We start from the raw sequence: 24520 nt of genomic DNA, 5'->3' as shown, positions 1-24520 counted from the left end.
GTTTGTATAGTATAATTGAAGAGTGGTTTATACGCGGCAAAGACAAATGAACACCCTGGGTCATCCAGTACTACGCTCTCTCCCATTTTACCTGCGGAAACACCGCCTCTAGTTGCCGTTTGATGACGCGGTAATTCCCTTTCCAGAACGATGCAAGATCCGCCACCTTTGTAATCGGTTTAAGGTCTGGGTTGAGCAGGTGAAGCTCCACTTTCATTTCTCCCCCATCCACGGCAGGGCTCTCCTCCCACTCCAGTATATCCTGCAAGCGTATTTCCAGTGTTGGTTGTTCGCCGTTTGGCTTATACTCCAATTCTATTGATGAACCATCCGGCAACACCAGGCTGGCGGGAGCTAACTGGTTTAGTCGGGTACGCTGTGCCTCCTCCAGGTACTTTGCTTCCAAGATCGGCAGGAGCTCCAGTTCCATCAGCTCATCCGGATGCTCGATATTTAACAGGTGTGGACGCAGCTATTCCCCGTTCGTCATCAGCAAGGTGGGGGTGCTTAAATCAGGCCAGCCTTCTGTTGGGCGCCATTTTCTTAAGCTAAGCATACGGTTTTGCCACTGAGTCACGACCTCGTTGAAGTCCAGCAGATGCTCGCCTTCCTGTTTGATGGCTTCGGAAATAGCGGGCACGAGATGCTTCTCGTCGGGTAGTGGCAGCGGTTTGCTTTGCAGCACGATGCTGCCGATGCGGGTATCCAGAGAAGCAGTGAGTTCGCCGTCGTTCACATCCCAGTGGTATACTTCCTGCTGTTTCAGGAGCGGGGCCAGGTCGCGGGGGTTAAGCGGCGAAGCCAGGAAAATACGGCCCGGATTATCTTCACCGCCGGCGTGAAGATGTGCGATGGCCAGCCAGGGCTCATGCGCCAGGTCGTCGCGGTGGCCGGCGGCCGCATACTTGCCGTTGGCCAGCTGGAACTGCGCGTTGTTGCCGGGGCGGGCGTAGGCGATGCGCTCCGGGTAGCAATGCGCCAGCAGCACCCCGGTTTCATATTCATCAAATTTCCCGTTGTCGGCCTCTACTTCAAACAGCTGGCGGTACGAGCGGGCTATCTTTTCGATCTTGCCGAAGCGCTTGCCCTGCCCCTGCTCTTTCCTGTATCGGCGCAGCGCTTCAACTCTTAAGTTAATGTCGATACCGGCGTTGCGGTCCAGCGGGTCGCGCTCTTCCAGGACAGAGGCAATATCAGAGGCCAGCGGCACCTGGTCTGTTTCTTCGGCTTTGAGCAGCATGTGCGCAATGCGCGGGTGGCAGGGCAGCGCGTGCATGCGTTTGCCATGCGCTGTGATGCGGCCATGCTCCAGCGCCTGCAGCTGGTGCAGCATGTCGGTGGCATATTGCAGGGCAGCGCGCGGCGGCGGGTTCAGCCAGGTAAGGCCACGGATGTCGGTTATTCCCCACTGCGCCATGTCCAGCACCAGCGAGGACAGATCTGCCTCCATGATTTCGGGGGTGCGGTGCGGGGCCATGCGCTCGTGCGTGGTTTTGCTCCACATGCGGTAAGCGGTGCCGGGGCCCAAACGTCCGGCGCGACCGGCACGCTGGTTGGCGGCGTCTTTGGAGATGCGCACTGTTTCGAGCCTGGACAAACCGGACTTCGGATCAAAGCGGGAGGTTTTGCCGAAGCCTGTATCTACCACCACCGAAATGCCTTCTATGGTTAAGCTGGTCTCGGCGATGCTGGTGGCCAGCACGACTTTGCGCCTGCCCTGGCGGTCGGGCATGAGGGCGGCATACTGCTTGCCGAAGGGCAGCATCCCGAACAGCGGGTGTACCTGGAAATTGCGCAGCTGTTTGCGCAAAATGGTTTCCACTTTCCTGATGTCGTTTTCGCCGGGCAGGAACACGAGAATGTCTCCCTCCTGCTCCCTGGCTGCCTGCTCCACCACCTTGGCCGTCATTTCAGGCAGGTGGCGGTCGTCGGCATCGCCGGTATAAAAGGTTTTGATAGAGTATTGCCGCCCCATGCTTTGAGCCACCGGGGCCTTGAGCAGGCTCGTGAGCTGGGGCATATCCAGGGTGGCCGACATGACCATAATGCGCAGGTCCGGGCGCAGCGTGTGCTGTGCCTCCCGGCTCAGGGCCATGGCAACATCGGCATGAATGCTGCGCTCATGAAACTCGTCGAAAATGACAATGCCTATCCCCGTCAGCGAGCGGTCGCTGTGGATCATGCGGGTGAGGATGCCTTCGGTGACCACCTCGATGCGGGTTTGCGCGGAAATGCGCGTCTCAAAACGGATACGGTAGCCGACGGTCTGGCCTACCTCCTCGCCCAGCAGCTGCGCCAGGCGCTCGGCAATGGTTTTGGCTGCCAGGCGCCGGGGCTCCAGCATCACAATCTTTTGGTTTTTCAGCCAAGCCTCGTCCAGCAAAGCCAGCGGCAGCAAGGTGCTTTTACCGGCTCCGGGAGGGGCGTTTACAATCAGCGTGTTCTGCGCCGCCAGGTGCTCCCGCACGGCAGGTATGATTTCCCGAACGGGTAAGTCTATGGTGAAGGGGTTGAAGGGCAAGGGGAAGTTTTAAGTAAAGTATAAAAAAAGTAAACTTTGGTACTTGCCTGCAATTTACAAAAAGTCAGTAGAGATTATAATGGGAGCTTACATGGATTCTGTGTCAGTAGAAGCTATATAATTCATAACAGCACTGACTTCCTTCCTGAATTGAAAGCTTTTTTGGCTAAACTTCTTTTTCTTTAAAGCAAGAGGATAAGCTCAAATTATGTTGTCAGCTATTCTACATCATTGCAAAAGTGTGGAAAATATAATGACAGATTAAGCCTGGAAAACATCTTTGTATTATTATATAATTTTGTTATTATATTTGTTTTGTGATATATGCAAAAGATCTATGAAACAAAACTTATACCTGCTCCTGGGCATCCTGCTACTCTCTTCCTGCGAAGTAACAGAAAATGAAATAGTTGAAATCAATCCTGACGCAAGAGACCTCACCATAAAAGTGGAACAGGTTTATAACGATTCAACAATCAGCCTGCGATGGGATAAATACGAAGCAAGTGATTTTAAGAAATACAGCCTGTTCAGGTATGCCAGCGTGCTTCACAACGGGCGGTTTGAGCAACAGCATGAGGAAATCAAAAGCTTTACCAGTACTGACTCTGTCACCTATACAGAGCGAGAAATGCCTCATGCGCTGCGGGTGAGCTACCAAATTCATCTCATCACCGACACAGCGTCTTTTTCTCCCAATAGCGTTACCTATACAAGGCCGGATATTACCAATATCGGCTCTTTTAGCAATGTCCTGATCAACACAGACAAAGATTACCTCTACCTGTATAATATGAGCACAGGTGCTATTATGCTGTATGACTACGGCAATAACCGGGCGATCAGAAAAATCAGCTTACAGAGCAAGATAGGCTATAGTGCCCTTGGCAACTATGGCGGCACTCAAAACGAGCTTTATGTACCGGACGAGCACGGATGGGTCTACATACTGGATGCCCTTACCCTGGAAACAAAAGATAAGATTTATGTAGGAGGCTTTCAGGTTACTTCAGTGGTGGCTGCGGCCGGAAAGCTCTTTGTTTCCTCGTCTGACCAAAGCTTTAGTGGAATGAATGATAATTCGCTGAAGGTGTATGACAGGGCCACGCTCAAATTTGTTAGCAGAACCGGCGAGTGGGAGAACACCCGTTTGGTTCTGCTGGAAAACCTCGCCAGCCAGACCTCCGACATTGAGTTAGTCGAAATCACCACGAACATCATCCCTACAGACCTTTCTTATTATTTGTTTAATTCTTCGGGAGAAGTGACTGCCAAACGAGAAGATAAGTATCATGGAGACCACCCCCTCGACCCTGCCCTCGTGAAAGCTTTCCCGGATGGGCAGCGGTTAATTACCTCCAGCAGCGGAGCCATTTATACCAAAAACCTGGAGCATGAGAAAGACTTACTTCCTTATCATACTTATAATGGCCAATACCGTGATTTTGCCTTTAACAGCAGTGGCAGCCTGATTTATGGCGTGTTGAACGATGAGCATAAAATCGCAGAAATAGCTTACCCATCAGGTACTGTTACAAAGAACTATCCCACTCAGTTTAAGCCATACTGGCTCTTCAGAGATGGCAGCCAGCTCATTTGCCTGACGATACCGCAGTCATACTATGAACCTTACTTTTTTGTCGAGAAAATTAACCTGTAGAAGTATATGTGCCTTAAAGCCGAAAACAAACTTTTCACTGCACTGCTGTTAGCCATGGCTGCCATGTGGTTTGGATGCTCAAAAGAAGAAGATATTATTGTAAAGGTAGACAAGCCCTCCAGTAGCTTTGAAACATACACCAGGTGGAGAGACTACCATTTTAACAAGAGAAAATCGACTTCAGTGCTGCTGGACTCTACCATATACTTCAAAAACCTCTCTGACTCTTCTCAAACCATCAGCTACCTATGGGATTTTGGAGACGGAACCACGTCAACGGAGCGGCACCCTGAGCACACTTATACTAAAAAAGGGAAATATGATGTAAAGCTGATTACAGCAAACAGAAACCTTGCCTTCGATACAGCTCATGTAACTGTATCTGCCATTGTAGGGCAGAAAAACATCTACCTGGGGGAAACTGTAAGTAACTGGCCAATTGATGTAGTGGAAACCGAAACGGGATTCCTGCTTGTGGGTAGCAAATACGATGCAATTGTTCCTCCTGTTGTTGGCACCAGCTATATCATGAAGCTGGACGAGAACATGGATCAGGTCAGCATGAAAACCTACCCAACCGATACCCAGCTTAACTCCATTACAGCTACAAACGACGGCAACTTTATACTTACCGGAAGCACAACGGGCCTGGGATTAAGGAGACATCTGATTAAAATAGACCCTGATGGAAACATACTCTGGTCGCGGGAAGTCGGAGAGAACAACAGCTATTATGAGGCAACGCCAACGCCCGACAACGGCTATCTTCTGACAGGTGCCAGACAAATACAGATTGGGGCTAACGAAAGACCACGGACTGTAATCGTGAAAACAGACGCAGCAGGTAACAAGGTCTGGGAGAAACTACTGAACGGGGAAACGGTGATGCAGCAAGCTCAGAATACATTAGTGGAAAGTGATGGCTATGTGCTTGCCGGTGTAAAACTGAAAGGTGCTGAAGGACCTGCCTGTTATACCTGCGATTCTCTTGTTATAGCTAAATTTAACACGAACGGAGACCTTACCTGGAAAAACACCATTGCCGGAGCTATTAATTCAGGCTTAGGAGATACAGAAATATCCAAACTGCAGAACGGGCAATACACTGTCATCAGCGCCGATACACGCGGGCTATACTTCTTTTCCGCAACCGGCACACTCCTTGACAGGAAAATACTTAGCGCTGCTATCCGTCACCAAACAGGTACAAAAGGCGGCAACCTGGTGGTGCTGAATCATTATTGGGGAAATGGCTACAGGACGCTTGTGTCAGGGTTGAGTGCCGAAGGCATCGGAAATTGGGGTGTATACATAGATGATTCACAAAAACTTAAGGATGGCGGCATCCGCTGTTGCTCCAATATTCGGCCAATCGCTGTTCATGCGCTCAGGAACGGAGGTTCTATTACTCTGGCAAACCGCGTAGATCCAATGGAAGGAGAAAACTATCGCTACATTGATGCACCTGTGCTGCTTCAGTTAGATGAAGCAGGCGACATACAATAGTATGCGGCCTGTAGCGCGTATGCATCAAAAGGCAGAATAGTAAATAGTGGTGCAGAAAAGGCAAAAAAAATCGGCAGACTTACCATCTGCCGATTTTTTATATTTATCGAAAGAGTTCTTAACCCTTTTGCCCTACATAGATGCCATAGCCTACCAGGCCTGCAGCAGCGGCAAAAAGCAGGTACTGCTTCTGCTTAGAAGGAAGCTTCTGGTAAAAATTGATACCCTTTTCGGCAGGGTCATTCATGATATCTTTAATCTGTGATGGTTCATCCACCAGGTTTTTGATGCTCGTTTTGCTTTTGTTATCCATAGCGTTTTCTGTTAGGTTATTTTATACGTTTAGTAATAGATACGTACCTAGGCCTTATTTGATATGCAGTCATCACATTTACAGCTGAACCGGGCTTCGAAAGGCACCTGATCACACCTCATGGCACATTACTTTAAATACACAGGAATAACCCGTTGTGAAGTGATTTAACTGCGTATAGAAGGTATGTTAGAAAACTTATTCCCAAAAGGATCAGAAGTGTTCGCCAAGGTGAATCCTGATCTGAAATTAACCATCAGACATTACCTGAAACGTATCTACTACTGCACCGTAAACAACAATCCTTCGCAGAAGGACCTGGTTTATTATGAGCGTGAGTTGGTACCTGTACCGGTGAAATAAATACTAAAGCCCCTGCGCAACACAGGGGCTTTTTAAATTCAGCTGCTTCCGGTTTTCCGTAGCGCCTTTTCCTGTACCAGCTCCTCATAATTATCTGGCGAACTGAGTATGCTGCATTTTGGGTATAGCACCACACCCCGCCGTACAATTTTACCTCCAGTTTCTATCTTATCGGCGTTAACACCCGTTGCGCCGTACACATGTATCGTGAAGAAATGGTAATTCGTTTTCTTCGCATACCCCTCTGCCGTAATTCTACCGGTGATGGTTCTCTCCCCAACAAATTCCGATACCTCCCCTTCCACGTAAGGCGTATACACCGACTCTGTCCATTCTACTTTACAACCGACCGTTAGATTCATACTATGTAGTATGGTGGTTTTGATTTAAGGTTGCAGGTATTATTGTTCAGGATATCAAGCTGTATGAAGATCCGGAGCTGCAGCATTAAGATATATTGCACTTTCAGCCAAACTTAGTCCAGCAATGCCAGCGGCAGCAAGGTGTGTTTACCGGTTCCAGGAGGGGCGTTTACTAGCATCCTATTCTGCGTCGCCAGGTTCATCCGCACAGCAAGTGTTATTTTTGAACGGGTATGTCTATAGTGAATGGGTTGAAGAGCAAGTTGGAAAAGTTTATAATCACGATTGGAGACAGTTATTTTATTTGGACTGCAATTCAAAGCAAATATATCTTTAAGGCTACACGCCAGATATAAACGGATGCCTTGTACTTGCACTACCTGAGTAAAAAAGAAGTTTACTTTATAGGCAGAAAAGCCTGGGATGTGTAGAAAATCCTAAGTGCTTTGCATATACCCTGATAAATAGAATATAATACTCAATCAAATCACAGCGAAAAAGTGAATTTAAGCTAAATTGGATATTGAAGCATTTTTATTTTCAGTGTAGTGAATTTTAATTTTATAACTATCAATAACCAGTGGTAATTTAGTGCCAAATATTTTTATGGATATTATATCATTTATTTTATGCCTTCAATTATTAATTCAGCTATCTATAAACTAATCAAAAGAGCAGAGAAATATGATAAAGAACATCTAGTTAAGACTTTTGTTGATGTTGGCCCACTTTTGACACTACTTAAGAGTGCAGATCATCAGATTATATATGGAAGACGTGGAACAGGAAAGACACATGCTTTAAGGTTTCTTGAGGGGGAGTTAAATAAAAAAAACTCTGTTTCTATATATCTTGATATGAGAAACATAGGTTCAAACGGTGGGATTTATTCAGACAACACGCTTTCTGTTCCTGAAAGGGCAACACGATTATTAATTGATACTTTCTCTGTAATTCATGAGCAAATTTTATACTATGTACTTAATAATGATGAAGTATATGATTTATCAAAATTTGGGCCTGTTTTGGACGAACTTGTTGATTCTATCTCTGAAATCGAAGTAATTGGAAATCTTGAAGTAGAAGAAACAAATAATAATGAAAACTCAGTTAAAGAGAATTTTGGTTTCTCAGCCTCATTAAAGGATTTATCTCTGAACTTTGGAATTGAAAATAACGACAAAACTGGATCAACAAGGAGACAAAAAGTAAGTGGGGCCAGAAGACATAGAGTACACTTTACTACCGTTAACAGTATTTTCACTAAAATAGTAAGGTTGTTAGAAGGTAAAGATATTTGGATTCTTCTAGATGAGTGGGCAGAAATCCCATTGGACTTACAGCCTTATTTATCTGATCTACTAAGAAGAACACTGTTTCCTATTCAAGGCATAACTATCAAAATTGGGGCAATAGAAAAAAGGACAAATTTTAAAGTTGATATGCCAAACTCCTATATAGGTATTGAAACAGGGGCTGATATATCTACAAGCTTGAATTTAGACGAATTTATGGTGTTTGATAATGATGCTGTAAAGTCAAAAGAGTTCTTTCAAAATCTATTATTCAATCACATTAATGAATTCTTAGTAGAAGGAGGATACACCCACTTTAATAAAGATTTGTTCCTGAATTCCGCATTTACACAAAATGCTGCATTTGAGGAATTAGTAAGGGCTTCAGAAGGTGTTCCTAGAGATGCAATAAATATTGTTTTACATGCTGCTATTAAAGCTGACCAGAATAAAATTTCTATCCCAAACATAAGAACAGCTGCAAGAAATTGGTTTACAACCGACAAGCAGAAAGCAATAAGTTCAAAACAAGAGGCAAATTTACTTTTGAGGTGGATTATCGATGAAGTTATAGGACAAAGGAATTCAAGGGCTTTTTTGATAAGTAGTGACCTTGAAGACGAGCTAATTGAATATTTGTATGATAACAGAGTTATTCATCTGATTAAGCAAAATATATCATCTAAAGATAATCCAGGTGAGAGGTACAATGTTTACGCTATTGATTATGGAACTTATGTGCATCTCATCAATACTACAGACGAACCAAGAGGTTTATTTTATGCTGAAACAGAAAACGGAGAAGAATTGGTTGAGGTACCAATCAATGACTACAGATCTATAAGAAGATCAATATTGAATTTAAATGAATTTTACAATTCCTCAGCTTTTCTAAACTTAAACTAATTCCATTACCGCTGCCACGCGCTTGCAGCTCGTGGCTTTTCTTTTCCACGCAGCTATACCACAGCAAGAGTAACTTTATAATTTATAAGCTAGCACTAGTGGACTTATTGCCTGATCAAAACACAGAAACTGCTGTGATAAATATTAGCAGGATCATAAGCAGAAAGTAAATATTTCCATAAAAGACAGGGCTATATATTATCTTGTTTTGCGGTGGCGTATTAGATAGATGTGTTTACGCGGGAGGAGTAGTTTCTAAAAGCTGTATATCATCTTAAGCAGTACAACCGCCACAAACACCAGCATGAAGGAGAGCTATACTTGGGAAGAAGTACAGGATGCCGTGGATGCCTTGTCCGTTGCTTTGCAAAACAAGGGGTTTACCTGTATTGCGGCCATCGGGCGTGGCGGTTGTATACCAGCCGCCCTGGTAGCGCATAAGCTGGGCATCAACGTGGTGGATTACGTGAACTACAACCGTGCCTATGGCTTTGATGGCGACAGCTTGACGGGCCGCCACCAGTTTGAGGACGTGCTGTTTATTGATGATGCCACAGAAACAGGTGGTACGACGGAATTCATAAAGGCCCGGTACGGCAACGCTGCCAGGGTAGCCGTGCTTTTCTGTGCAGCAGATAACCAAACCAACCGACCAGCTTTTGTGGGCGTTGATTATGTGGGCGAATGCCCGAAAATGCCCTGGGAAGTACAGAAACAAAGATGAATTACCCCGCTCCCGCTGGTGCTAATTGGCAGCTTTCGCGCGTAAAACCATTTACCGCCATCTTAAATAAAAACCGGATAACAAACCGATACCCAATAACTTGCATCATAGAAACACCGTACCTTTAGACTTCGCTACTTACCATTACTACGAGCTTTAAATGAACAAGACGCTTATGTGGATTACTTTTGCTTTGATGGCCGCCATCACTTCAGCGGTTGTTGTTACGCTATCCAAAGCCGGGATCAGGCATGTGAATTCCAGCCTTGCCTTTGCCATACAAGCCGTTCTGATACTGGTTGTATCATGGGGAGTGGTGGCCTGGCAGGGTAACCTGACGGAAGTAGCCACCATCGAAAAGAAGGTGTGGGTTTACCTGGTGCTGGCGGGCATTATCACCTGCGTCTCTTCTTTGCTGAGTTTCTACGCCCTAAGTTTAGCTGACGCTTCGCGCGTGTCGCCGCTGGAACGTTTATCTTTAGTGTTTGCCATCGTTTTTGCCGTTATATTTCTCAAGGAGAAAGTAGACTGGATGGTAATTGCCGGTGCCACGCTCATGGCCATCGGCGCTGTGCTTATTGCCATAGGTGGGCAATCTTCTGAATAGCTTTTATGAAGTAACGTGGTTTTACCGTCTCCTATTTAGCCTTCTCTAATTATAAGAGCATTTACGGGTGTGTTTTGCTGTTCTGACTGACAGCCTTTCCTATCAAAGAAAGCATGAAGGCATGAAAAATTCATGCCTTATCTTTTGTTCTTCTTTGGCTCATGGCTTCAGTTTTTCAAAGAGTAACACCACGGCGTATCATCGATGTCACCGGAAGAAAAGCTACATCATTCTGAGTCATTTCCGCAGGTTTTACTTACTCATGTGCATTTACCACATAGACTAAGCAGGAATAGGTAACAAGTACATGCAGCTATTGCTGTAAACTATTCTCATTTCTATTCCGGGTGCGAAACAGAACGCCAGCAATAATTGGCCAGCGCTTAGAAATGCAACAGCGGATATGCTGTTACCTTATATAACAAAAGAAGTACTGGCCACTCCTTCTTCAAGTCTAGTTCCAGATTTTATCTCAAATCTTTTCATCTGATTATCAGCATTTAATGACTGTACCCTTCCAATCTTTGCCTTATGCACCATTATTATTTGCACTACATATCGCAATACTCCTATACTTGCACCACAGAAAACAAACTTATATGATGAAAAAACTAAACCTCCTGCCTCTGTTCCTATGCCTTGCGCTTACCTCTTGCAAAGAAGATGAGGGAATCACACCTCTGCCCGAACCTCAGATACCTGAAGTTAAATTTAACTTCAGGTATGATAATGCAGCGGAAGTGGCTGTTGAAGTTGAGCTAATCGTCTCCCAGAAAGACGGGCAGGTATTACTTGATACTTTATTAGCTACCAGAGCGCCTCACGAACTGCAGGTAAAGTCAAAAGATGAAAAACTTGATATTACTACTATCTGCAAACAACCAGGCGCTGAATGGACTGCTATCAAGACCTACATTCAGGTGAAGCCGGAGAACTGGCATATTATGGAGCAGCCAGCTACAGAAGAACAGTTTACCGTAGAGCCAGCGAAGATCATCTACAGGAATGTTCCTTCAAGCAATTTTATGGATATGAAGTTTCAGACTATGAACACTTTACACGAAAATAGCGGCACCTACTATGAGGGAATTCTGGGCTATTACTATCAAAGGATACTACCAGAGGACCATGCTTACCTGTTCCTGGCTGATCTGAATAAATACATCTTTGCGAAAGTAGATTCTTCCGAAACCTTTGTAGATTTTTCAAATGCAAAAACTATCGCCAAACACATGTTTAACAAACCAAGTGGAGTTCCATCTTTCTCATCTGTATTACGTGGTTATCCAACAGCAGGAAACTATGAGCGTGGGTTAATCCTCTTTACTGGTGCTGGGGGCAATGATTATGACCTCTTATACCCTCCAAGTGGTATGGCGGAACTTGAGACTGAAGTAAGCTATAGTGACCCAGCAGGCTCTCTTTATACTTATCACCATGTAGGCGTAATTCCACCTGTAGATTTCGGCCTTCTGTCCAAACCGGATTTTACAGTTAACAAAAGAGAGACCAACGACTTCCAAATCACTTTCGGAGCTGAAAAGCCAAGCACCTACTACATGAATTGGATAACGCCTGACACAGGGTGGGATATTTACATTTCTCCGGAAGAAGCTTCTTTCAAACCGAAGGATTTCTTAGAAAACCTAAAGGCAGATAAATTGGAAGGGAAGAACCTTTCTCAAATCATTCTTCTTACCGTTCGAACACGAACGGCAAAAAATTATACGCACCAGGCCTTGATGGACTATGACAACAACCCTGAAGCTGTGCGTCGTAAGGAACTAAGGCAATACAGGCAAATAGAGAAGGTGTATTAGCAAACCTCTAAATATAGCTTCTCACGCTGGTGCCGCTCCTTCTGCAAAAATTTGTACCAGAACACAATGATCTGAAGCAAACTATACTATTTATGTTCCTGACCCTACACCCTTATCTCCAATACAGCCGAAGGCCGCACCCTCTCCAAAACATCGCTTTTGCGCTTACCCTTGGCTTATGTATTTCCATACCGCTAGCTGGTATGGGCATGGCTACAGGAATGAAGGCTCCTGCACCCTTCCGAAAGCAACTGAAAGTGTACGATCTCCTAAACAGCCGTGCACGTACCGGAGCTATTGAAAAGACTAGTGCCATTGTTTCAGATACCCTTAAACCAGCGTTCCCGGGAGGAGACATCAAACTGGGAGAGTTCATGGGCACGCATTACACCTATCCGTTCCATGACGTGGCGGTTCATCTCTCGGGGTATGTTTTAATGCAGGTAAGCGTCAGCGAAACCGGTAGGCTGGAGGACTTGAAGGTTCTGAAAGCAAGCCAAGATGTGTTTGCTGAGGCACTGCTATCGACACTGCGTCGTATGCCCTCCTGGGAACCGGCGCAAATCAACCAGAAGCCAGTGCCTTCACGCCTCCTAATCCCATTCATGTTCAAAGTAGCCGACCGCGAAGAACCGGAGGTAGACCAGGCGTTTAAAAAAGACAATAAAAAGCTAACTGCCAAAAGCAAACGTTCCAAAGAACTAGTCTTTTTCCCCGACCCGATCACCCTTACACTAGACGTATCTCCACCACCCATCAACTGTGATGAGGTAACCGACTCCGCGCACCTTATTCTCCGGAAACCTATTTATACAGGCATAGAACAACCTCCAGTGTTCCAGGGTGGCGATGCTGCTATGCAAAAATTTATTTCTCAGCACCTCCATATACCAGCAGAGGCCACTGCCAACAACGTGCATGGGGAGCTTATAGCTTATTTTTTAGTAGATGATGATGGCACAGTGCGGTTTCCGGAGGTATTTAAGGGACTAGGCTACGGCTTGGACGAAGAAGTGCTACGCGTTATCAGGCTGTTCCCCAAATTTGAACCTGGGGTACAGAACAAAAAGAAAGTAGTTTTCCGGTACAAGCTCCCTTTCTACTTTTAATTTAAATAGCAGATACTTTCCTTACCTGCTACTTGCCTTGCTAGCGCGAATTTGTAGCCTTATTTGTTTCCCCCGCTAGCGCGTTCTTGCAGCTCGTGCCTTTTCTTCTCTACGCAGCTATACATACCTCCAGCACGAGTGCTAGTACGAGCTATAAGCTTACATTAGCACTCGTATGGTATGCTGCAGCACATGCAGCAAGTGTAACAGTAGCACTAGCTGGCGCTAACGGAGCATGTCACCACCAGGCCCAGTCCTTATACTTTAGTTCTTCTTTGGCTCATGGCCCCAGTTTTTCAAAGAGTATCGCCACGGCGTATTTTCGATGTCACCGGAAGGTCGCTGTGCTGTATGCCGGTGCACATAGCCTACTACTTTGCGCATGTGTGCATAGTCTGTATCTGTCAGGTCTGCTTTTTTTGTGTGAAGAATCTTAATGATTTTCCTCCCAGATTCGTGCCCTACCGATTCAGCAGCATCATCTTCCTTATAACCTACTTCTTTAGATTCTTCGGTTTTTAACCATTTCTCCAGTTCAGAAGGAGTCATGTTCACGGCTTCTTTAAAGTCCTGGTAAATCTGCTCGCGCTCTTCCTTATCGAAATCTGTATGTGCCATTGTTGAATTGTTGAATTGTTGAATTAGTATACTTCATAGCTGCTAAGTAGTTAAGGGAGTGACGTACTGATTAGTCTTTCCCGCGAGTTGTAATAATTTGCTGTGTTATACTCTATAGAAACAGCAAGTATAGATGTAAGGGTAATGCATCTTTTGCTTTAAATTAAGTCCACTTCTCTTCCGGGTGCGTAACTGAAAATACATACAGGAGCAGCGGGATTAACGCACCTTCATTTCATCCCATACAACCCCTGCATTCAAAACTTATACCTTTCTGCATTGTTTACTGAAAGTAAAACAATCAAAATAAGCTATGACAAAGAGCAGAAACGAGGCGCAGTACACCAAGCCGGAGCTGCGGGAGAAAATCAAAGACGAGTTAGTGGCTTCGGATAAGGGAGGCAAGAAAGGACAATGGTCGGCACGCAAGAGCCAGCTGCTGGTGCAGGAGTACGAAAAGCAGGGTGGCGGCTACAAAGGCGAAAAAGACAAGGAGGCAAAGTCGCTGGAGAAATGGACGGAAGAGGATTGGCAGACGAAGGACGGTGATGCTGACGCCCGCCACGATGGCAAAACCAGCCAGTATCTACCCAAAGAAGCATGGGAAAAACTGAGCGAAAAGGAGAAAAAGGAGGCCGAGCAAAAGAAAGCGAAAGGCTCCAAAAAAGGAAATCAGCATGTAGCCTATACCCCTGCAGTGAAACAAGCCTTAAAAGAAGTAAAAAAAGAGCAGGATAATACGCCCACCAAAGCAGATCTAATGAAAGAAGCCCGGAAGCTGGACATCAGCGGCCGCAGCAAAATGAACAAAGCCGAGTTGCAAAAAGCAGTAAAAGCGGAAAAGTAATACTAATAAGCCAGCAAACGCCCACAGGCAATCACGACCACCCACACCACGATGGAGCATACTGCCACTGCTTTAGCCATCCCAGGTGTGTTGCCATGCATCCAGCCTTGTGCCGTAGAAAAAATGTACCGATGAAATAACCCTGCATTTATACCGCCTACCGCCAGCATGATCAGCTTGATATGAAAAACGGGATCGCTTGCCAGGGCCACCGCATTGGTACTGAACAGCAATAAACCAGAAGGAACGATAAGGTATAAGCCCCTCCTGGACCAGGGCAATACATGACGGGCCAGGTCCGGGACAGGCAGGTTTCTGGAGAAGCCCAGCAAGCGCAGATCGAACAGAAAGGCGGCACCTACCAGCAATACGATGCCCAGGATGTGCAGAATCTCCAGAAAAGGGTATAACCAGTTAGATTGCCGGATGGCACTGGCCAGCGCTGAAGCCTCCAGGTCCTGCATCAGCCCTGCCAGGGCAATGGGCACCGCTAGCGTAGCTCTATCTTTTTTTCTCCTACATATATCCGCTCTGCACGCATCTCATTTTTCTCTTCTTTATGCGGATACCCCACTACCCGCACCTCATCGCCAACATGGACCATATCATTTGTCAGGCCGCGGGAGTTCATTCTGCTGGGTGGGGCCAGTACAACCGTCCAGGTTTCATCCTCATGCTGTAGTTTCAACATGCCATGGGGGTTCTCATAGGTGATTTCTTCTACCTGGCCGGTATAATCCAGCGTATTGGTCTGGTCGTAATTTGCCCATCCGTGATGTAAAGCTGAAAAGGCTACAGACAGCGGCAAGAATAGAAACAGTAGTAGTTTGGCAGCTAGTATCATAAGTATAAATCTGAAAGTGAAACACTTATGTAAAAACGAAGGAAACAGAAAAAAGTGTATGTAAACTGCCTTGCGCTTAACAGGAAAATGATCTAAAAACAAAGAGGCCCAATGCATGACACCGGGCCTCTTTGTTTCTTTTCATGCTTTCAGCGAGAGTATTCGCTGTGTGAGCGAAAAGCACTTCCGCTATAGCACTTAAAATTTATCTATCCAGCGGGTTCCAGAAATTGCCTGTTAAGGTAAACAGGTAAAGCACCCTTGTGTTGATGTTAAACCAGTAGGTGTCTCTGAGCTTACTTAACTCTGTACCAAACCTATTTACACGGTCTTGGCTGTGGCTCATGGAGGCAACGGTAAAGCCACCCAGGAAAGAGCTGTTCAATCCGTTTGTACCGATTGGCGTACCGTCTAGTTCGTAGCCATCCACAATGTTAGCAGGGCCCACCTGATTTGCCCATCCCGATACTTTAGTTGTCCATTCTTCGGCTTTCGTATTTCCATTCCAGAGATAGTCTAAAGTTAGCTTCCAAGGTGCACGGCAGGCGTCGTAGCCAAAGTGACCTGCCCGCCCACCAGGGCCGGGAGTGCCGCTGGCAGTTTGCCAGTCAGGCACTAAGCCTGTTGTCGGGTGCGCACCATTTTCTAACAGCTTGTAGGTGTCATCTGCTAACTGCTCCCACACGTTGTCTCCTGTTACCTCTGCAAATACTCTGAAAAAGGCAGGGGTGTGGTACATCACGTCTGTCATGCCGCATCCACCCCAGGCTCCGTTCGAATAGCCTGGAGCCAGTATGTACATGTTTTCCCCGTTCACACTGCACTGCACAATGAGGTTTGTTCTGATGATCTGAAGAATTTCCTTGGCAGCATCTAAGTAAGTGTCGCCCCAGTGCTTGCTAGCTACAATCAGTGCAAAGGCTACGTCAATGTCGCCGTCAGTTGCACTGCCTGGGTCCAGAACCCCACTGCAGGTAACCGACCAGGCCATCATGTTTGCTGCCTGCACCGTGCGCTTGCTGTTGTAAAATCTGTGTATACCATCGAACGTCTCTTTGTCCTGCGCATAAGCTGCCAGCATAAGTCCGAATCCAATGGCTTCCACTTTGCTTTCGTTGGCAGGTGCTGCAACTACCCGCAGGCCGCCATTACAAGGCACTACCTGTGTGGTTTTCCAGCGTTCATACTCACTCATGGCAAGCTCATGCGAAACGGTGGTGGGCATAAAACCATATTCGTAGGCAGAAACAGGTTCAGGGTCAGGTGTACTATTATCCTGGAGTACCAGCTCTTTTGCCACTGACTGGCCTTTTGTATAATTTATAGCAACTGAGCCCAACACATCATTCTGAGCTCCGTCCAATACTGTAAAATGCAAAGTGCCTGTTGATGCCAGATCCGGGATTGTTTGTAAGTCGAATTTAGCAACACCATTGGTGTTGGTGGCAATTTTTCTTAATGCGTTTGCAGGTGTACGGCCGCTTGCCTCTGTGGAAGGGTTTTTAAACAGGTATACATCCCGGTTTGCTTCGGCACTGCCAGCTGCATTCTTCACCGTAATGTCGACCATTGTTTCCAGTTCTACAGTTTCTTCATCTTTGCCACATCCCGCCATGGTGCATAATACCCACAAGAAGGAGAAGGCGTAGAGCATTGGTTTTCTCATTGATTTTGTCAGTTTTAAAATTCAAGTATAAATATACCACCCTATGCTGAAGCTATTGCCATAACATAAGACTTATTTGAATATATTATTCCTTTGATTAAAAGAAATAGGAAAATAAAAAAAACCACCGTTGCCTTTTATGGTGTATTACCAGGGTGCACGGCGGAGAAACACTACGCCTTGCACTTCTTGCTTCCTATCAACAACCTACTCTGGTTTATGCTTCACGGAAAACCAGACACGAAAAAGGACTCCAGAGCAGCATGCTTCGTATAGAGACATCAGGATGTATAAATTCCTTAATCAAACCAGATGCAAAATAATTCCAATAAACGACCTGCATTGTTGCTTTTTGATGTTAATGAAACTTTGTTGGACATGTCTGACATGCAGGAGGCAGTAAACAAAGCCTTTAAAAATGAACTGGCCTTTAAATTTTGGTTTGCGCAGCTCCTGGAGTACGCGCTCGTTGAAAATGTAACAGATAAATACCACACCTTCAGTGAAGTTGGCCAGGCGGTAATGCGTATGACGGCAGCGGTGATAGGCCAGGATGTGTCAGAGGAAAAGCAAAAAGAACTGGTGGCGATGGTAAAGGACACACAACCACACCCCGATGTGATTCCGGGGCTGCAAAAGCTACAGGAGGCGGGTTTCAGAATGGCGACACTTACCAACTCTCCCGCTAAGTCAAGTATACCGCACCTGGAGAAAGTAGGCCTGAAAGATTTTTTTGAAGCGACACTGAGTGTGGATGCCGTGGAAAAATTCAAGCCCCATCCCAGCCCTTACCAATATGCAGCAGACAAGCTGGGCGTAAAGTTGGAAGAAGTAATGATGGTAGCTGCCCATGGCTGGGATATGGCCGGCGCACTCCGTGCCGGTGCCAGGGCCGCCTTTATCTCCCGCTCTGGCCAGGTGCTTTACCCGCTGGCCCCGGCACCGGAATTATCGGCCCCTACCCTTTCTGATTTAGCAGATACTCTAATTGCTATGGGAAAAGAGGACTGATTGCCACAGGTGCATTTTGCACATTCTATTCTGCTGTTTAAAGCTGTTTTGGATTAATAAACTGAAAATAATGAGAAGTGGGTTTGTAATCCGCAATCTGCTTGTCCGCTTTCATCATGTATTTTACAAGCAGAAAAGGCAACAGCCCTAAAATGCCATTGCCTTTTCTCTTTGCATTAGTTTTCAGTTCTTTCTGTTTCACTGAAAGTCAGCAAAACTACAGACAGAATCGGTAAAGGGTTTTATTTAACATCATAGGTCAGCAAAGGAACCTGTCCCATAGCACCAAAATCTGATAGTATAATTCCTACACCTTTGGCAAAGTAATAGTTGGTAGCAACGCCTGACTCTACTTCTATACCCATGAAAATATAGGAGGTTTCCATTTTCACGTTAATTACGTTTTGATATGTTTTACCTTCTACCGTTTTAGAAATGCCCTTTTCAACAATGCTCAAAGTCATCTTAGTCTCTACATCGTTTATTATATTCGTCTGCTCCCAGGGTTTCCCAACTGGCGTCTCCTCTTTTAAGATTGCAATCTCCACGTCTCCCAGATCAGGATGCATACCAATGCCCGTGTAAACTCCTTTCTCTTTCAATAGGTAGGATTTTCTTTTCTCAGTACCTTGCGTCGTCTCCATCACGTGAAAGGTTTTACCATTGATGACCTTGGTTTCCCCCGTAACAGTTAAGGTGTAGGGCGAGATACCCCCGTACCCCCAGGTAGAACCTACTGTGGTTGGAAGGTAGTCCTGCTCTGCAGTTGATGCCGGTTCCGGATCACTTTCTTTGCCGCATGATACCAGTGCGCCTGCTATCAGGCAGAAAATCAGAAGTTGTTTAAGTTTGTACATAGTTATATATTGTTTTAACGATACAATATATAGAATCTAACACAACAGCAAAAAGTATTTTTTAAAATTCAAAGAATTTGCTGCTGTGCTCTGTTCGCACCTATCTCACTAACTTTTATTAGCTGTTATGAATTTACAATTATAAACTTTTGTGCTGCGAATTTGCAGTCGACGTTACCTCAGATAATGTTAAGGAGTTGAATGTTGGCCGCAGGAGTTCGCCATTCAGAAGCCCGGATGGCTTTCAGAACCAGCCCTATAAAGTAACTGGAGGGGCTTGCCAGGCGCCTGGCTAAACCAGCTATTCGTCTGTCGCGGTTAAGAATACACTCCTGGTAGGTTTCTCCTGTTTTATGACTCAGTTCATTTGCAAATAACCAGGCGCCTTCCCTGGCTGCCACTATACTGAACCCTACCAGCAACTCATCGTGCGTTTTACTGTACATGTCCAGCAGCCCCATCAACGGAGACACTTTTCCCAGGTTGTCCTGCACCTTGTCTACCATTGCCTTGAGTATGGCGTTTATCCTGTCGAAGTCTCCCTTGATGAGCGGCAGGTGCTGACCTTTCATTGTCTCAGCGGTTGCTATACCTAAGTCCAGATTGATGTGTGCATTTACACCCAAGAGAAGATGCTGCAGGATGATAGCCGGTGCAAGCGTAGCACTTCTGAAAGCAACGCCCCAGGAGGCAGTTGTTTGTTTGCCTCCCTTCCAGAGGTGCCATGCCTCTAGGTATCGGTTTGCAAATAACACATCGAGCCGCTCCATACGTGGTCCATCATCAAACTCATTATGGATGATTCCCTCCTTCACACGGCAGGTCACGAGGTAGTACAGCACAGCAAAATATCCAGCCCTGTCGTTGGTGCTGATACTATGCTGGATGATATCGTCAAGGGCTGCAATTACTTCATCTGTCGTTTTACATACTGTTTTAAGGAGTGGCATCTTATGCAGGGTCTGTACACATTATAATTTAAATAATATTTAAGATGATACTCCTTTGAACCTGCTCAATGTACGCCATTTCTTATACCCTCGTCTTTAATCAGCGTTCTTAGTTGTGCAGCCTGTTCTGTTGTTACAGTTACACCGTGCACCTCACCTGCGTGCTGGCTTGCCTGTTTTAGTACTTCTTCATCGGTTTCAGCACGAATCACGCCTTCGCAGTCGAAACCGGCATCGCGGCAGTTTAATCTTTTCATGGTTTTAGGACTTATATAGTTACTATACTGATATTCATGAATACACTACAACTTTGCGCTTACAAAAGCTGTAGCAGGTCCTGATAATTAATTTGTAACAGCACTGTTTATGGCGTTATCACTAAAAACATGTTTCCCAATACTAAGCATGCGCATTCATAGCCGTGCTACTTTAAAGTATCCTTTACAACAAATACCACTATTAAATCTATATTTTAAGTAAAATGTTATAATTTTAGAAAATAAAATAGCGCCGCTCCGATGGATATCAGGGCGGCGCTTCTGTATCAGAAATTTATGTTACTGCTCCATAAGGCTGGAAAGTCTTATTTATCCGACTGCTTTATCTCATCCAGTTCCTCCAGGTCTTCTTCAGACAAAGAAATGGATTGTGCCTTGTAGTTCTCTTCGAGGTGGTTCACTTTGGATGTGCCGGGAATCAGCAGGATGTTCGGTGCCCGGTGCAGGAGCCAGCTCAGAGCTATCTGGTGCGCGGAGGCATCGTACTTCTGCCCTATCTCCTGTAGTTTTTCTAAAGCACCTACATTACCGGCGTTTATCGGGTTCCAGGGAATAAAAGCGATGTTTTTGTCTATACAATACTCCACTTCATCTTCCCATTTCCTGAAGTCGACGCTATACTTATTCTGCACCGATACCACGTCAAAATATTCCAGTGCTTCCTCTATCTGTTCCACCGTTACTTCTGAAAGACCAATGTGCTTCACAAGCCCATCCTCCTGTACCCGTTGCAGGAATTCAAGTGTTTTTTCATATGGAACCTCCGGATCTATACGATGCAGCTGGTACAGGTCAATCCTGTCGAGCTTCAGTCGTTTCAAGCTTCCCTCTAAGGCCTTTTGCAGGTAATCAGGGTCCGCATTAATCGGCCACACGTTAGGGCCGGTGCGTGTGAGGCCTCCTTTTGTCGCAATCACCAGGTCCTCGGGGTAAGGGTATAGTGCTTCTGCAATAAGCTCCTCTGAAACGTGGGGGCCATAACTGTCTGCCGTGTCTATAAAGTTGATACCGAGTTCTACCGAGCGCTTCAGCACACGTATCGCTTCATCATGGTCTTTTGGTGGTCCCCAGATGCCCTCTCCAGTGATGCGCATCGCGCCAAATCCCATTCTGTTCACGGTAAGATCTCCGCCAATAGTATATGTTTTTGAAAATGTTGCTTCGTTTGCCATAGTATAAGTGTTGTAGTAAAATGAATTGTTACCCCTTTTTTGTACGGCAGTAGCACCCGCTTGTTAAAAACTTTTCCTGCCTGTCCTAAGCCATTCGGAAATAACTTATAGCCCTCTCATTTACTTTAGGAGATAGAGGGAACGGCTGCTATACTAATGGCTGCACCCGATACGCAAGCTAATTCGCTACAAAAGCATTGTAACACCAAAAAATGTGGTGCATCTTGCACATCCGAATACATAGCAGTCAAACTTCAGCATGAAATCGAAATACACACACCTTGCCGCCGCTCTGAGCCTGTTCTGCTTGAGCTGTACGGCTATAAAAAGCAGCACAGTCGAAACCGGGGAGCTACCGGCAACCGCCTTGCAGCCCTATGGGAGACATAGTTTGAATTTAGCTCATGATCTGGAGCTGATAAGTTCTGCGGTACATTTCGGGTATACCTTTGAAGGAGACGAAAGCCGCATTTTCGCTTCCATCCCGAATGGCAACGGGCATAATTACCTGCAGTATGAGCTGGACGGGGTTTACCAGAATAGAGTTAAAGTATCCGGGAATTCAGCAGAACCCATTGTTATCAAAGCGCCTACAGGTGGCAAGCATACGGTGTGGGTGTATAAAGCAACCGAAGCCCATACCGGCCCCATTGCAATAGAGAAGGTAACGGGCGTAAATGTGCAGCCTGTTTCAAAGCCTGCTGCCCCGGTCATCGAATTTATAGGGAACAGTATTACCTGCGGAGCCGCTGCCGATCCGTCGGAGGTGCCCTGTGGCACAGGCGAGTACCACGACCAGCACAATGCCCTAATGGCTTACGGCCCCAGGGTGGCGGAGGCAGTGGGTGCCAACTATATCATTAGCTGCGTGAGCGGCATCGGCGCCTACCGCAACTGGAACAGCGATGGCCCTGCCATGCCGCAGGTATATGAGAAAATCAATTTCCAGGACAGCAACCCGCAACGCTGGAACTTTGGCACCTATACGCCGCAAGTGGTCAGCATTGCCTTAGGCACAAACGACTTCAGCCAGGGCGACGGCAAAAGAGAAAGACTCCCTTTCGACAGCACACGCTTCATAAACGAATATGTGAAATTCGTGCAGCTGGTAAAATCAAAGTACCCGCAGGCCCAAATCGCCCTGCTGAGCAGTCCGATGGTGAACGGTAACAACAGACTGACATTACAAAAAGCGCTGACAGAGGTAAAGTCACGAATTGATGCCCGGTATCCTGCTGACAAGCCGGTTGCCTTGCATTTCTTTCAGCCGATGCAGGCAAGTGGCTGCACCGGGCACCCAAGCGTGGAAGAGCATGCTGTACTGGCTCAGGAACTGGTGCCTTTTTTTAACCAGCTGCTACAGCCGGGTATGTAATCAGTTTCCAGTTAGTGCACAGATAAGCCACTTTCAGCTTTGAGAGTGGCTTATCTTATTTAAGAAGAAACCGATCTCAACCACGGGACGCAAAAATTTCTATCACAAATGAGCATTTTTTTGACATTTCTGCATGAGGAACAAACAAGACAAAAATTACATTATCTTTAAAAAATTATACTCAAAAGCCAACAGCGGGTGCAGCTTCTTCTAATATTAATAGCTACAGCCTTATATCTACATATTATACTATTCATACAGCACCTTGCCATAACCTACATTATTTCTTATATTTGATACATTATGCTGAACAAATAAGCGTGAACTGACGTTTATTTTAGTATCTCTTTAATGTTTCTGGAATTTAGAGGTTGACTTTGCTTTTGTAAACAGTCAAATAGAGACTTAGAAAAGTTATATATCATCTTTACAAGCTTGCATCCTGAGGATGCTACGCTTTTATATGACTTCAAATATACCGCCCCGGTAATGATTTTAGTCTTTTTTGATAGTGCTTGAGCAAGCATTAAACCTCTGAAGACCACTTATAACCATATCGTTCAATTATGAATAATAAGACAAAGGCCTTTCCTACACTACTTTTTTTAATTGTTGCACTATTTATAGCGGGGTGTTCGGCCGAAAGTCAGGTGGTTACTGATAAAAAAGCAAACCAGGTTTTGCCTGTCACTCAAATCATTGCGAAAGACACTGTACTCCATCATCAATATGTAGCTGATATAGAGGCGGTCCAGAATGTGGAACTTCGGGCACGTGTACCGGGATTTTTAGAGAAGGTGTATGTAGACGAAGGACAGGAGGTAACAAAAGGCCAGCTGCTCTTTAAGCTCAATGATGAGGAATACAAAGAAGAACTGGCAAAGGCCCGGGCAAACCTGCAAGGCGCACTCGCCGAAGCGAAAGGAATAAAACTCGAGATTGACAGGCTGCGCATGCTGGTAGACAAAAACGTGATCTCCGAAACAGAAATCGATGTCGCCAAAGCCAAACTCGACGCCGCCAACTCCAGAATCGGGGCAGCCCGCTCCACCATCTCGAATGCCGCCATTAAATTATCCTACACAAGCATCCGAGCACCGTTTGACGGGATCATCGACAGGATACCGCATAGAACCGGAAGTCTGATAGATCACGGCACCCTGTTAACCACAGCCTCCAATATCAGCGCCATCTATGTTTATTTTAACGTTTCTGAAAATGAATACCTGCAGTATATGAAAACGCAGGCAGAGGACCCTGAGAAAAAGAACAACAAAGTACGGTTAATCCTGGCTGATGGAAGCCCTTACCCTTACGGGGGAAATATCGAGACCGTGGAAAGCGAATTCAAATCCGGTACTGGTTCTATTGCTTTCAGAGCCCGTTTCCCAAACCCTGACAAAACGTTGAAGCATGGTGCCTCAGGTAATATCGTTTTGTCTAATGCAGTAGAAGGTGCTGTGCTGGTGCCCCAGAAAGCCGTATTCGAAATCCAGGACAAAAACTATGTTTTCCTGGTAGATTCTACAAACCAGGTCAGCATGAAGAGTTTTGTACCCCGCACCCGCTTCTCTAACTTTTATATCGTAGAGTCCGGACTGAAGCCAGGAGACAGAGTGGTGCTGGAAGGCATTCAAAGTATTGAAAGTGGTATGCAGATTACGCCTAAACCAGTGGGCATGGATAGTCTGATTGCAGCCACACTATAGTTAATTA

Annotated in this window: 25 protein-coding genes; 12 read left to right on the top strand and 13 right to left on the bottom strand. The window is 45.7% G+C overall.

Annotation, left to right across the window (positions count from 1 at the left end; genetic code table 11):
- Positions 1 to 70: 70 nt before the first annotated feature.
- A complete protein-coding gene (locus E1919_RS27585; RefSeq protein WP_262888722.1) occupies positions 71 to 460 on the bottom strand; it encodes an ATP-dependent helicase C-terminal domain-containing protein in 390 nt (129 codons plus the stop codon).
- 12 nt (positions 461 to 472) lie between these two features.
- On the bottom strand, positions 473 to 2521 hold the full coding sequence (gene hrpB / locus E1919_RS15245) for an ATP-dependent helicase HrpB (protein WP_237144437.1): 2049 nt from the start codon (positions 2519 to 2521) through the stop codon (positions 473 to 475).
- 337 nt (positions 2522 to 2858) lie between these two features.
- Between hrpB and E1919_RS15240 the strand changes: the two genes are divergently transcribed.
- Both E1919_RS15240 and E1919_RS27920 read left to right on the top strand, forming a co-directional pair.
- Positions 2859 to 4181: a YncE family protein gene (locus E1919_RS15240; protein ID WP_162054269.1), complete on the top strand. Its 1323-nt coding sequence runs from the start codon at positions 2859 to 2861 to the stop codon at positions 4179 to 4181.
- A gap of 6 nt (positions 4182 to 4187) precedes the next feature.
- Complete coding sequence (locus E1919_RS27920) at positions 4188 to 5687, top strand: PKD domain-containing protein (RefSeq protein ID WP_162054268.1); 1500 nt, start codon at positions 4188 to 4190, stop codon at positions 5685 to 5687.
- A 118-nt stretch (positions 5688 to 5805) separates the two neighbouring features.
- Here E1919_RS27920 and E1919_RS15230 read toward each other — a convergent pair whose 3' ends face one another.
- Positions 5806 to 6000, bottom strand: a complete 195-nt coding sequence (locus tag E1919_RS15230; protein WP_162054267.1) for a hypothetical protein — start codon at positions 5998 to 6000, stop codon at positions 5806 to 5808.
- Positions 6001 to 6186: 186 nt separating this feature from the next.
- On the opposite strand from E1919_RS15230, the gene E1919_RS27345 reads away from it, so the two are divergent.
- Positions 6187 to 6363 carry a hypothetical protein gene (locus E1919_RS27345; protein ID WP_202915917.1) on the top strand — a complete coding sequence of 59 codons (177 nt, stop codon included), beginning with the start codon at positions 6187 to 6189 and terminating at the stop codon, positions 6361 to 6363.
- A 38-nt stretch (positions 6364 to 6401) separates the two neighbouring features.
- On the opposite strand, the gene E1919_RS15225 is transcribed toward E1919_RS27345, so the two are convergent.
- Complete coding sequence (locus E1919_RS15225) at positions 6402 to 6725, bottom strand: hypothetical protein (protein WP_162054266.1); 324 nt, start codon at positions 6723 to 6725, stop codon at positions 6402 to 6404.
- Between the two features lie 629 nt (positions 6726 to 7354).
- Between E1919_RS15225 and E1919_RS15220 the strand changes: the two genes are divergently transcribed.
- The 5 genes from E1919_RS15220 (at position 7355) to E1919_RS15200 (ending at position 13186) form a co-directional block, all read left to right on the top strand.
- Positions 7355 to 8926 carry an ORC-CDC6 family AAA ATPase gene (locus E1919_RS15220; RefSeq protein WP_162054265.1) on the top strand — a complete coding sequence of 524 codons (1572 nt, stop codon included), beginning with the start codon at positions 7355 to 7357 and terminating at the stop codon, positions 8924 to 8926.
- A gap of 304 nt (positions 8927 to 9230) precedes the next feature.
- A complete protein-coding gene (locus E1919_RS15215; protein WP_162054264.1) occupies positions 9231 to 9650 on the top strand; it encodes a phosphoribosyltransferase in 420 nt (139 codons plus the stop codon).
- A gap of 160 nt (positions 9651 to 9810) precedes the next feature.
- Entirely contained in the window at positions 9811 to 10257 is a 447-nt protein-coding gene (locus tag E1919_RS15210; RefSeq protein WP_237144430.1) for an EamA family transporter, read from the top strand.
- Between the two features lie 599 nt (positions 10258 to 10856).
- Positions 10857 to 12077: a hypothetical protein gene (locus E1919_RS15205; RefSeq protein WP_162054263.1), complete on the top strand. Its 1221-nt coding sequence runs from the start codon at positions 10857 to 10859 to the stop codon at positions 12075 to 12077.
- Between the two features lie 92 nt (positions 12078 to 12169).
- Positions 12170 to 13186: an energy transducer TonB gene (locus E1919_RS15200; protein WP_162054262.1), complete on the top strand. Its 1017-nt coding sequence runs from the start codon at positions 12170 to 12172 to the stop codon at positions 13184 to 13186.
- A gap of 264 nt (positions 13187 to 13450) precedes the next feature.
- Here the strand turns inward: E1919_RS15200 and E1919_RS15195 are convergent, their stop codons facing one another.
- A complete protein-coding gene (locus E1919_RS15195) occupies positions 13451 to 13804 on the bottom strand; it encodes a DUF3140 domain-containing protein (protein ID WP_162054261.1) in 354 nt (117 codons plus the stop codon).
- A gap of 313 nt (positions 13805 to 14117) precedes the next feature.
- On the opposite strand from E1919_RS15195, the gene E1919_RS15190 reads away from it, so the two are divergent.
- The gene (locus E1919_RS15190; RefSeq protein ID WP_162054260.1) at positions 14118 to 14651 is read left to right on the top strand and encodes a hypothetical protein; all 534 of its coding nucleotides are present in this window, start codon (positions 14118 to 14120) and stop codon (positions 14649 to 14651) included.
- Positions 14652 to 14653: 2 nt separating this feature from the next.
- On the opposite strand, the gene E1919_RS15185 is transcribed toward E1919_RS15190, so the two are convergent.
- The 3 genes from E1919_RS15185 to E1919_RS15175 all read right to left on the bottom strand — a co-directional run bounded on the left by E1919_RS15185 (position 14654) and on the right by E1919_RS15175 (position 17161).
- On the bottom strand, positions 14654 to 15139 hold the full coding sequence (locus tag E1919_RS15185) for a DUF6644 family protein (RefSeq protein ID WP_237144427.1): 486 nt from the start codon (positions 15137 to 15139) through the stop codon (positions 14654 to 14656).
- A 2-nt stretch (positions 15140 to 15141) separates the two neighbouring features.
- Positions 15142 to 15495 carry a DUF6152 family protein gene (locus tag E1919_RS15180; protein ID WP_162054259.1) on the bottom strand — a complete coding sequence of 118 codons (354 nt, stop codon included), beginning with the start codon at positions 15493 to 15495 and terminating at the stop codon, positions 15142 to 15144.
- A gap of 205 nt (positions 15496 to 15700) precedes the next feature.
- Positions 15701 to 17161, bottom strand: coding sequence for a glycosyl hydrolase family 8 (locus E1919_RS15175; RefSeq protein ID WP_162054258.1), 1461 nt, complete (start codon positions 17159 to 17161; stop codon positions 15701 to 15703).
- Between the two features lie 312 nt (positions 17162 to 17473).
- Here E1919_RS15175 and E1919_RS15170 point away from each other — a divergent pair, with 312 nt between their 5' ends.
- Complete coding sequence (locus E1919_RS15170) at positions 17474 to 18172, top strand: haloacid dehalogenase type II (RefSeq protein ID WP_237144420.1); 699 nt, start codon at positions 17474 to 17476, stop codon at positions 18170 to 18172.
- Between the two features lie 37 nt (positions 18173 to 18209).
- Here E1919_RS15170 and E1919_RS15165 read toward each other — a convergent pair whose 3' ends face one another.
- From E1919_RS15165 to E1919_RS15145, 5 genes are all read right to left on the bottom strand, one after another.
- Entirely contained in the window at positions 18210 to 18374 is a 165-nt protein-coding gene (locus E1919_RS15165) for a hypothetical protein (protein ID WP_162054256.1), read from the bottom strand.
- Between the two features lie 40 nt (positions 18375 to 18414).
- Positions 18415 to 19029, bottom strand: a complete 615-nt coding sequence (locus E1919_RS15160; RefSeq protein WP_162054255.1) for a hypothetical protein — start codon at positions 19027 to 19029, stop codon at positions 18415 to 18417.
- A gap of 179 nt (positions 19030 to 19208) precedes the next feature.
- A complete protein-coding gene (locus E1919_RS15155) occupies positions 19209 to 19979 on the bottom strand; it encodes a DUF5995 family protein (protein WP_162054254.1) in 771 nt (256 codons plus the stop codon).
- Between the two features lie 65 nt (positions 19980 to 20044).
- Positions 20045 to 20236 (bottom strand): DUF1059 domain-containing protein, encoded by a 192-nt coding sequence (locus E1919_RS15150; protein WP_162054253.1) that lies wholly within the window; start codon positions 20234 to 20236, stop codon positions 20045 to 20047.
- A 326-nt stretch (positions 20237 to 20562) separates the two neighbouring features.
- The gene (locus E1919_RS15145; RefSeq protein WP_162054252.1) at positions 20563 to 21429 is read right to left on the bottom strand and encodes an aldo/keto reductase; all 867 of its coding nucleotides are present in this window, start codon (positions 21427 to 21429) and stop codon (positions 20563 to 20565) included.
- A 259-nt stretch (positions 21430 to 21688) separates the two neighbouring features.
- Between E1919_RS15145 and E1919_RS15140 the strand changes: the two genes are divergently transcribed.
- Together E1919_RS15140 and E1919_RS15135 are read left to right on the top strand one after the other, a co-directional pair.
- Positions 21689 to 22804, top strand: coding sequence for an SGNH/GDSL hydrolase family protein (locus E1919_RS15140; protein WP_162054251.1), 1116 nt, complete (start codon positions 21689 to 21691; stop codon positions 22802 to 22804).
- Positions 22805 to 23370: 566 nt separating this feature from the next.
- A complete protein-coding gene (locus E1919_RS15135) occupies positions 23371 to 24513 on the top strand; it encodes an efflux RND transporter periplasmic adaptor subunit (RefSeq protein ID WP_162054250.1) in 1143 nt (380 codons plus the stop codon).
- Positions 24514 to 24520 lie beyond the last annotated feature (7 nt).

The organism is Pontibacter pamirensis, from assembly GCF_010015475.1.
Taxonomy (GTDB): domain Bacteria; phylum Bacteroidota; class Bacteroidia; order Cytophagales; family Hymenobacteraceae; genus Pontibacter; species Pontibacter pamirensis.
This window is presented reverse-complemented; position numbering and strand designations above follow the sequence as displayed.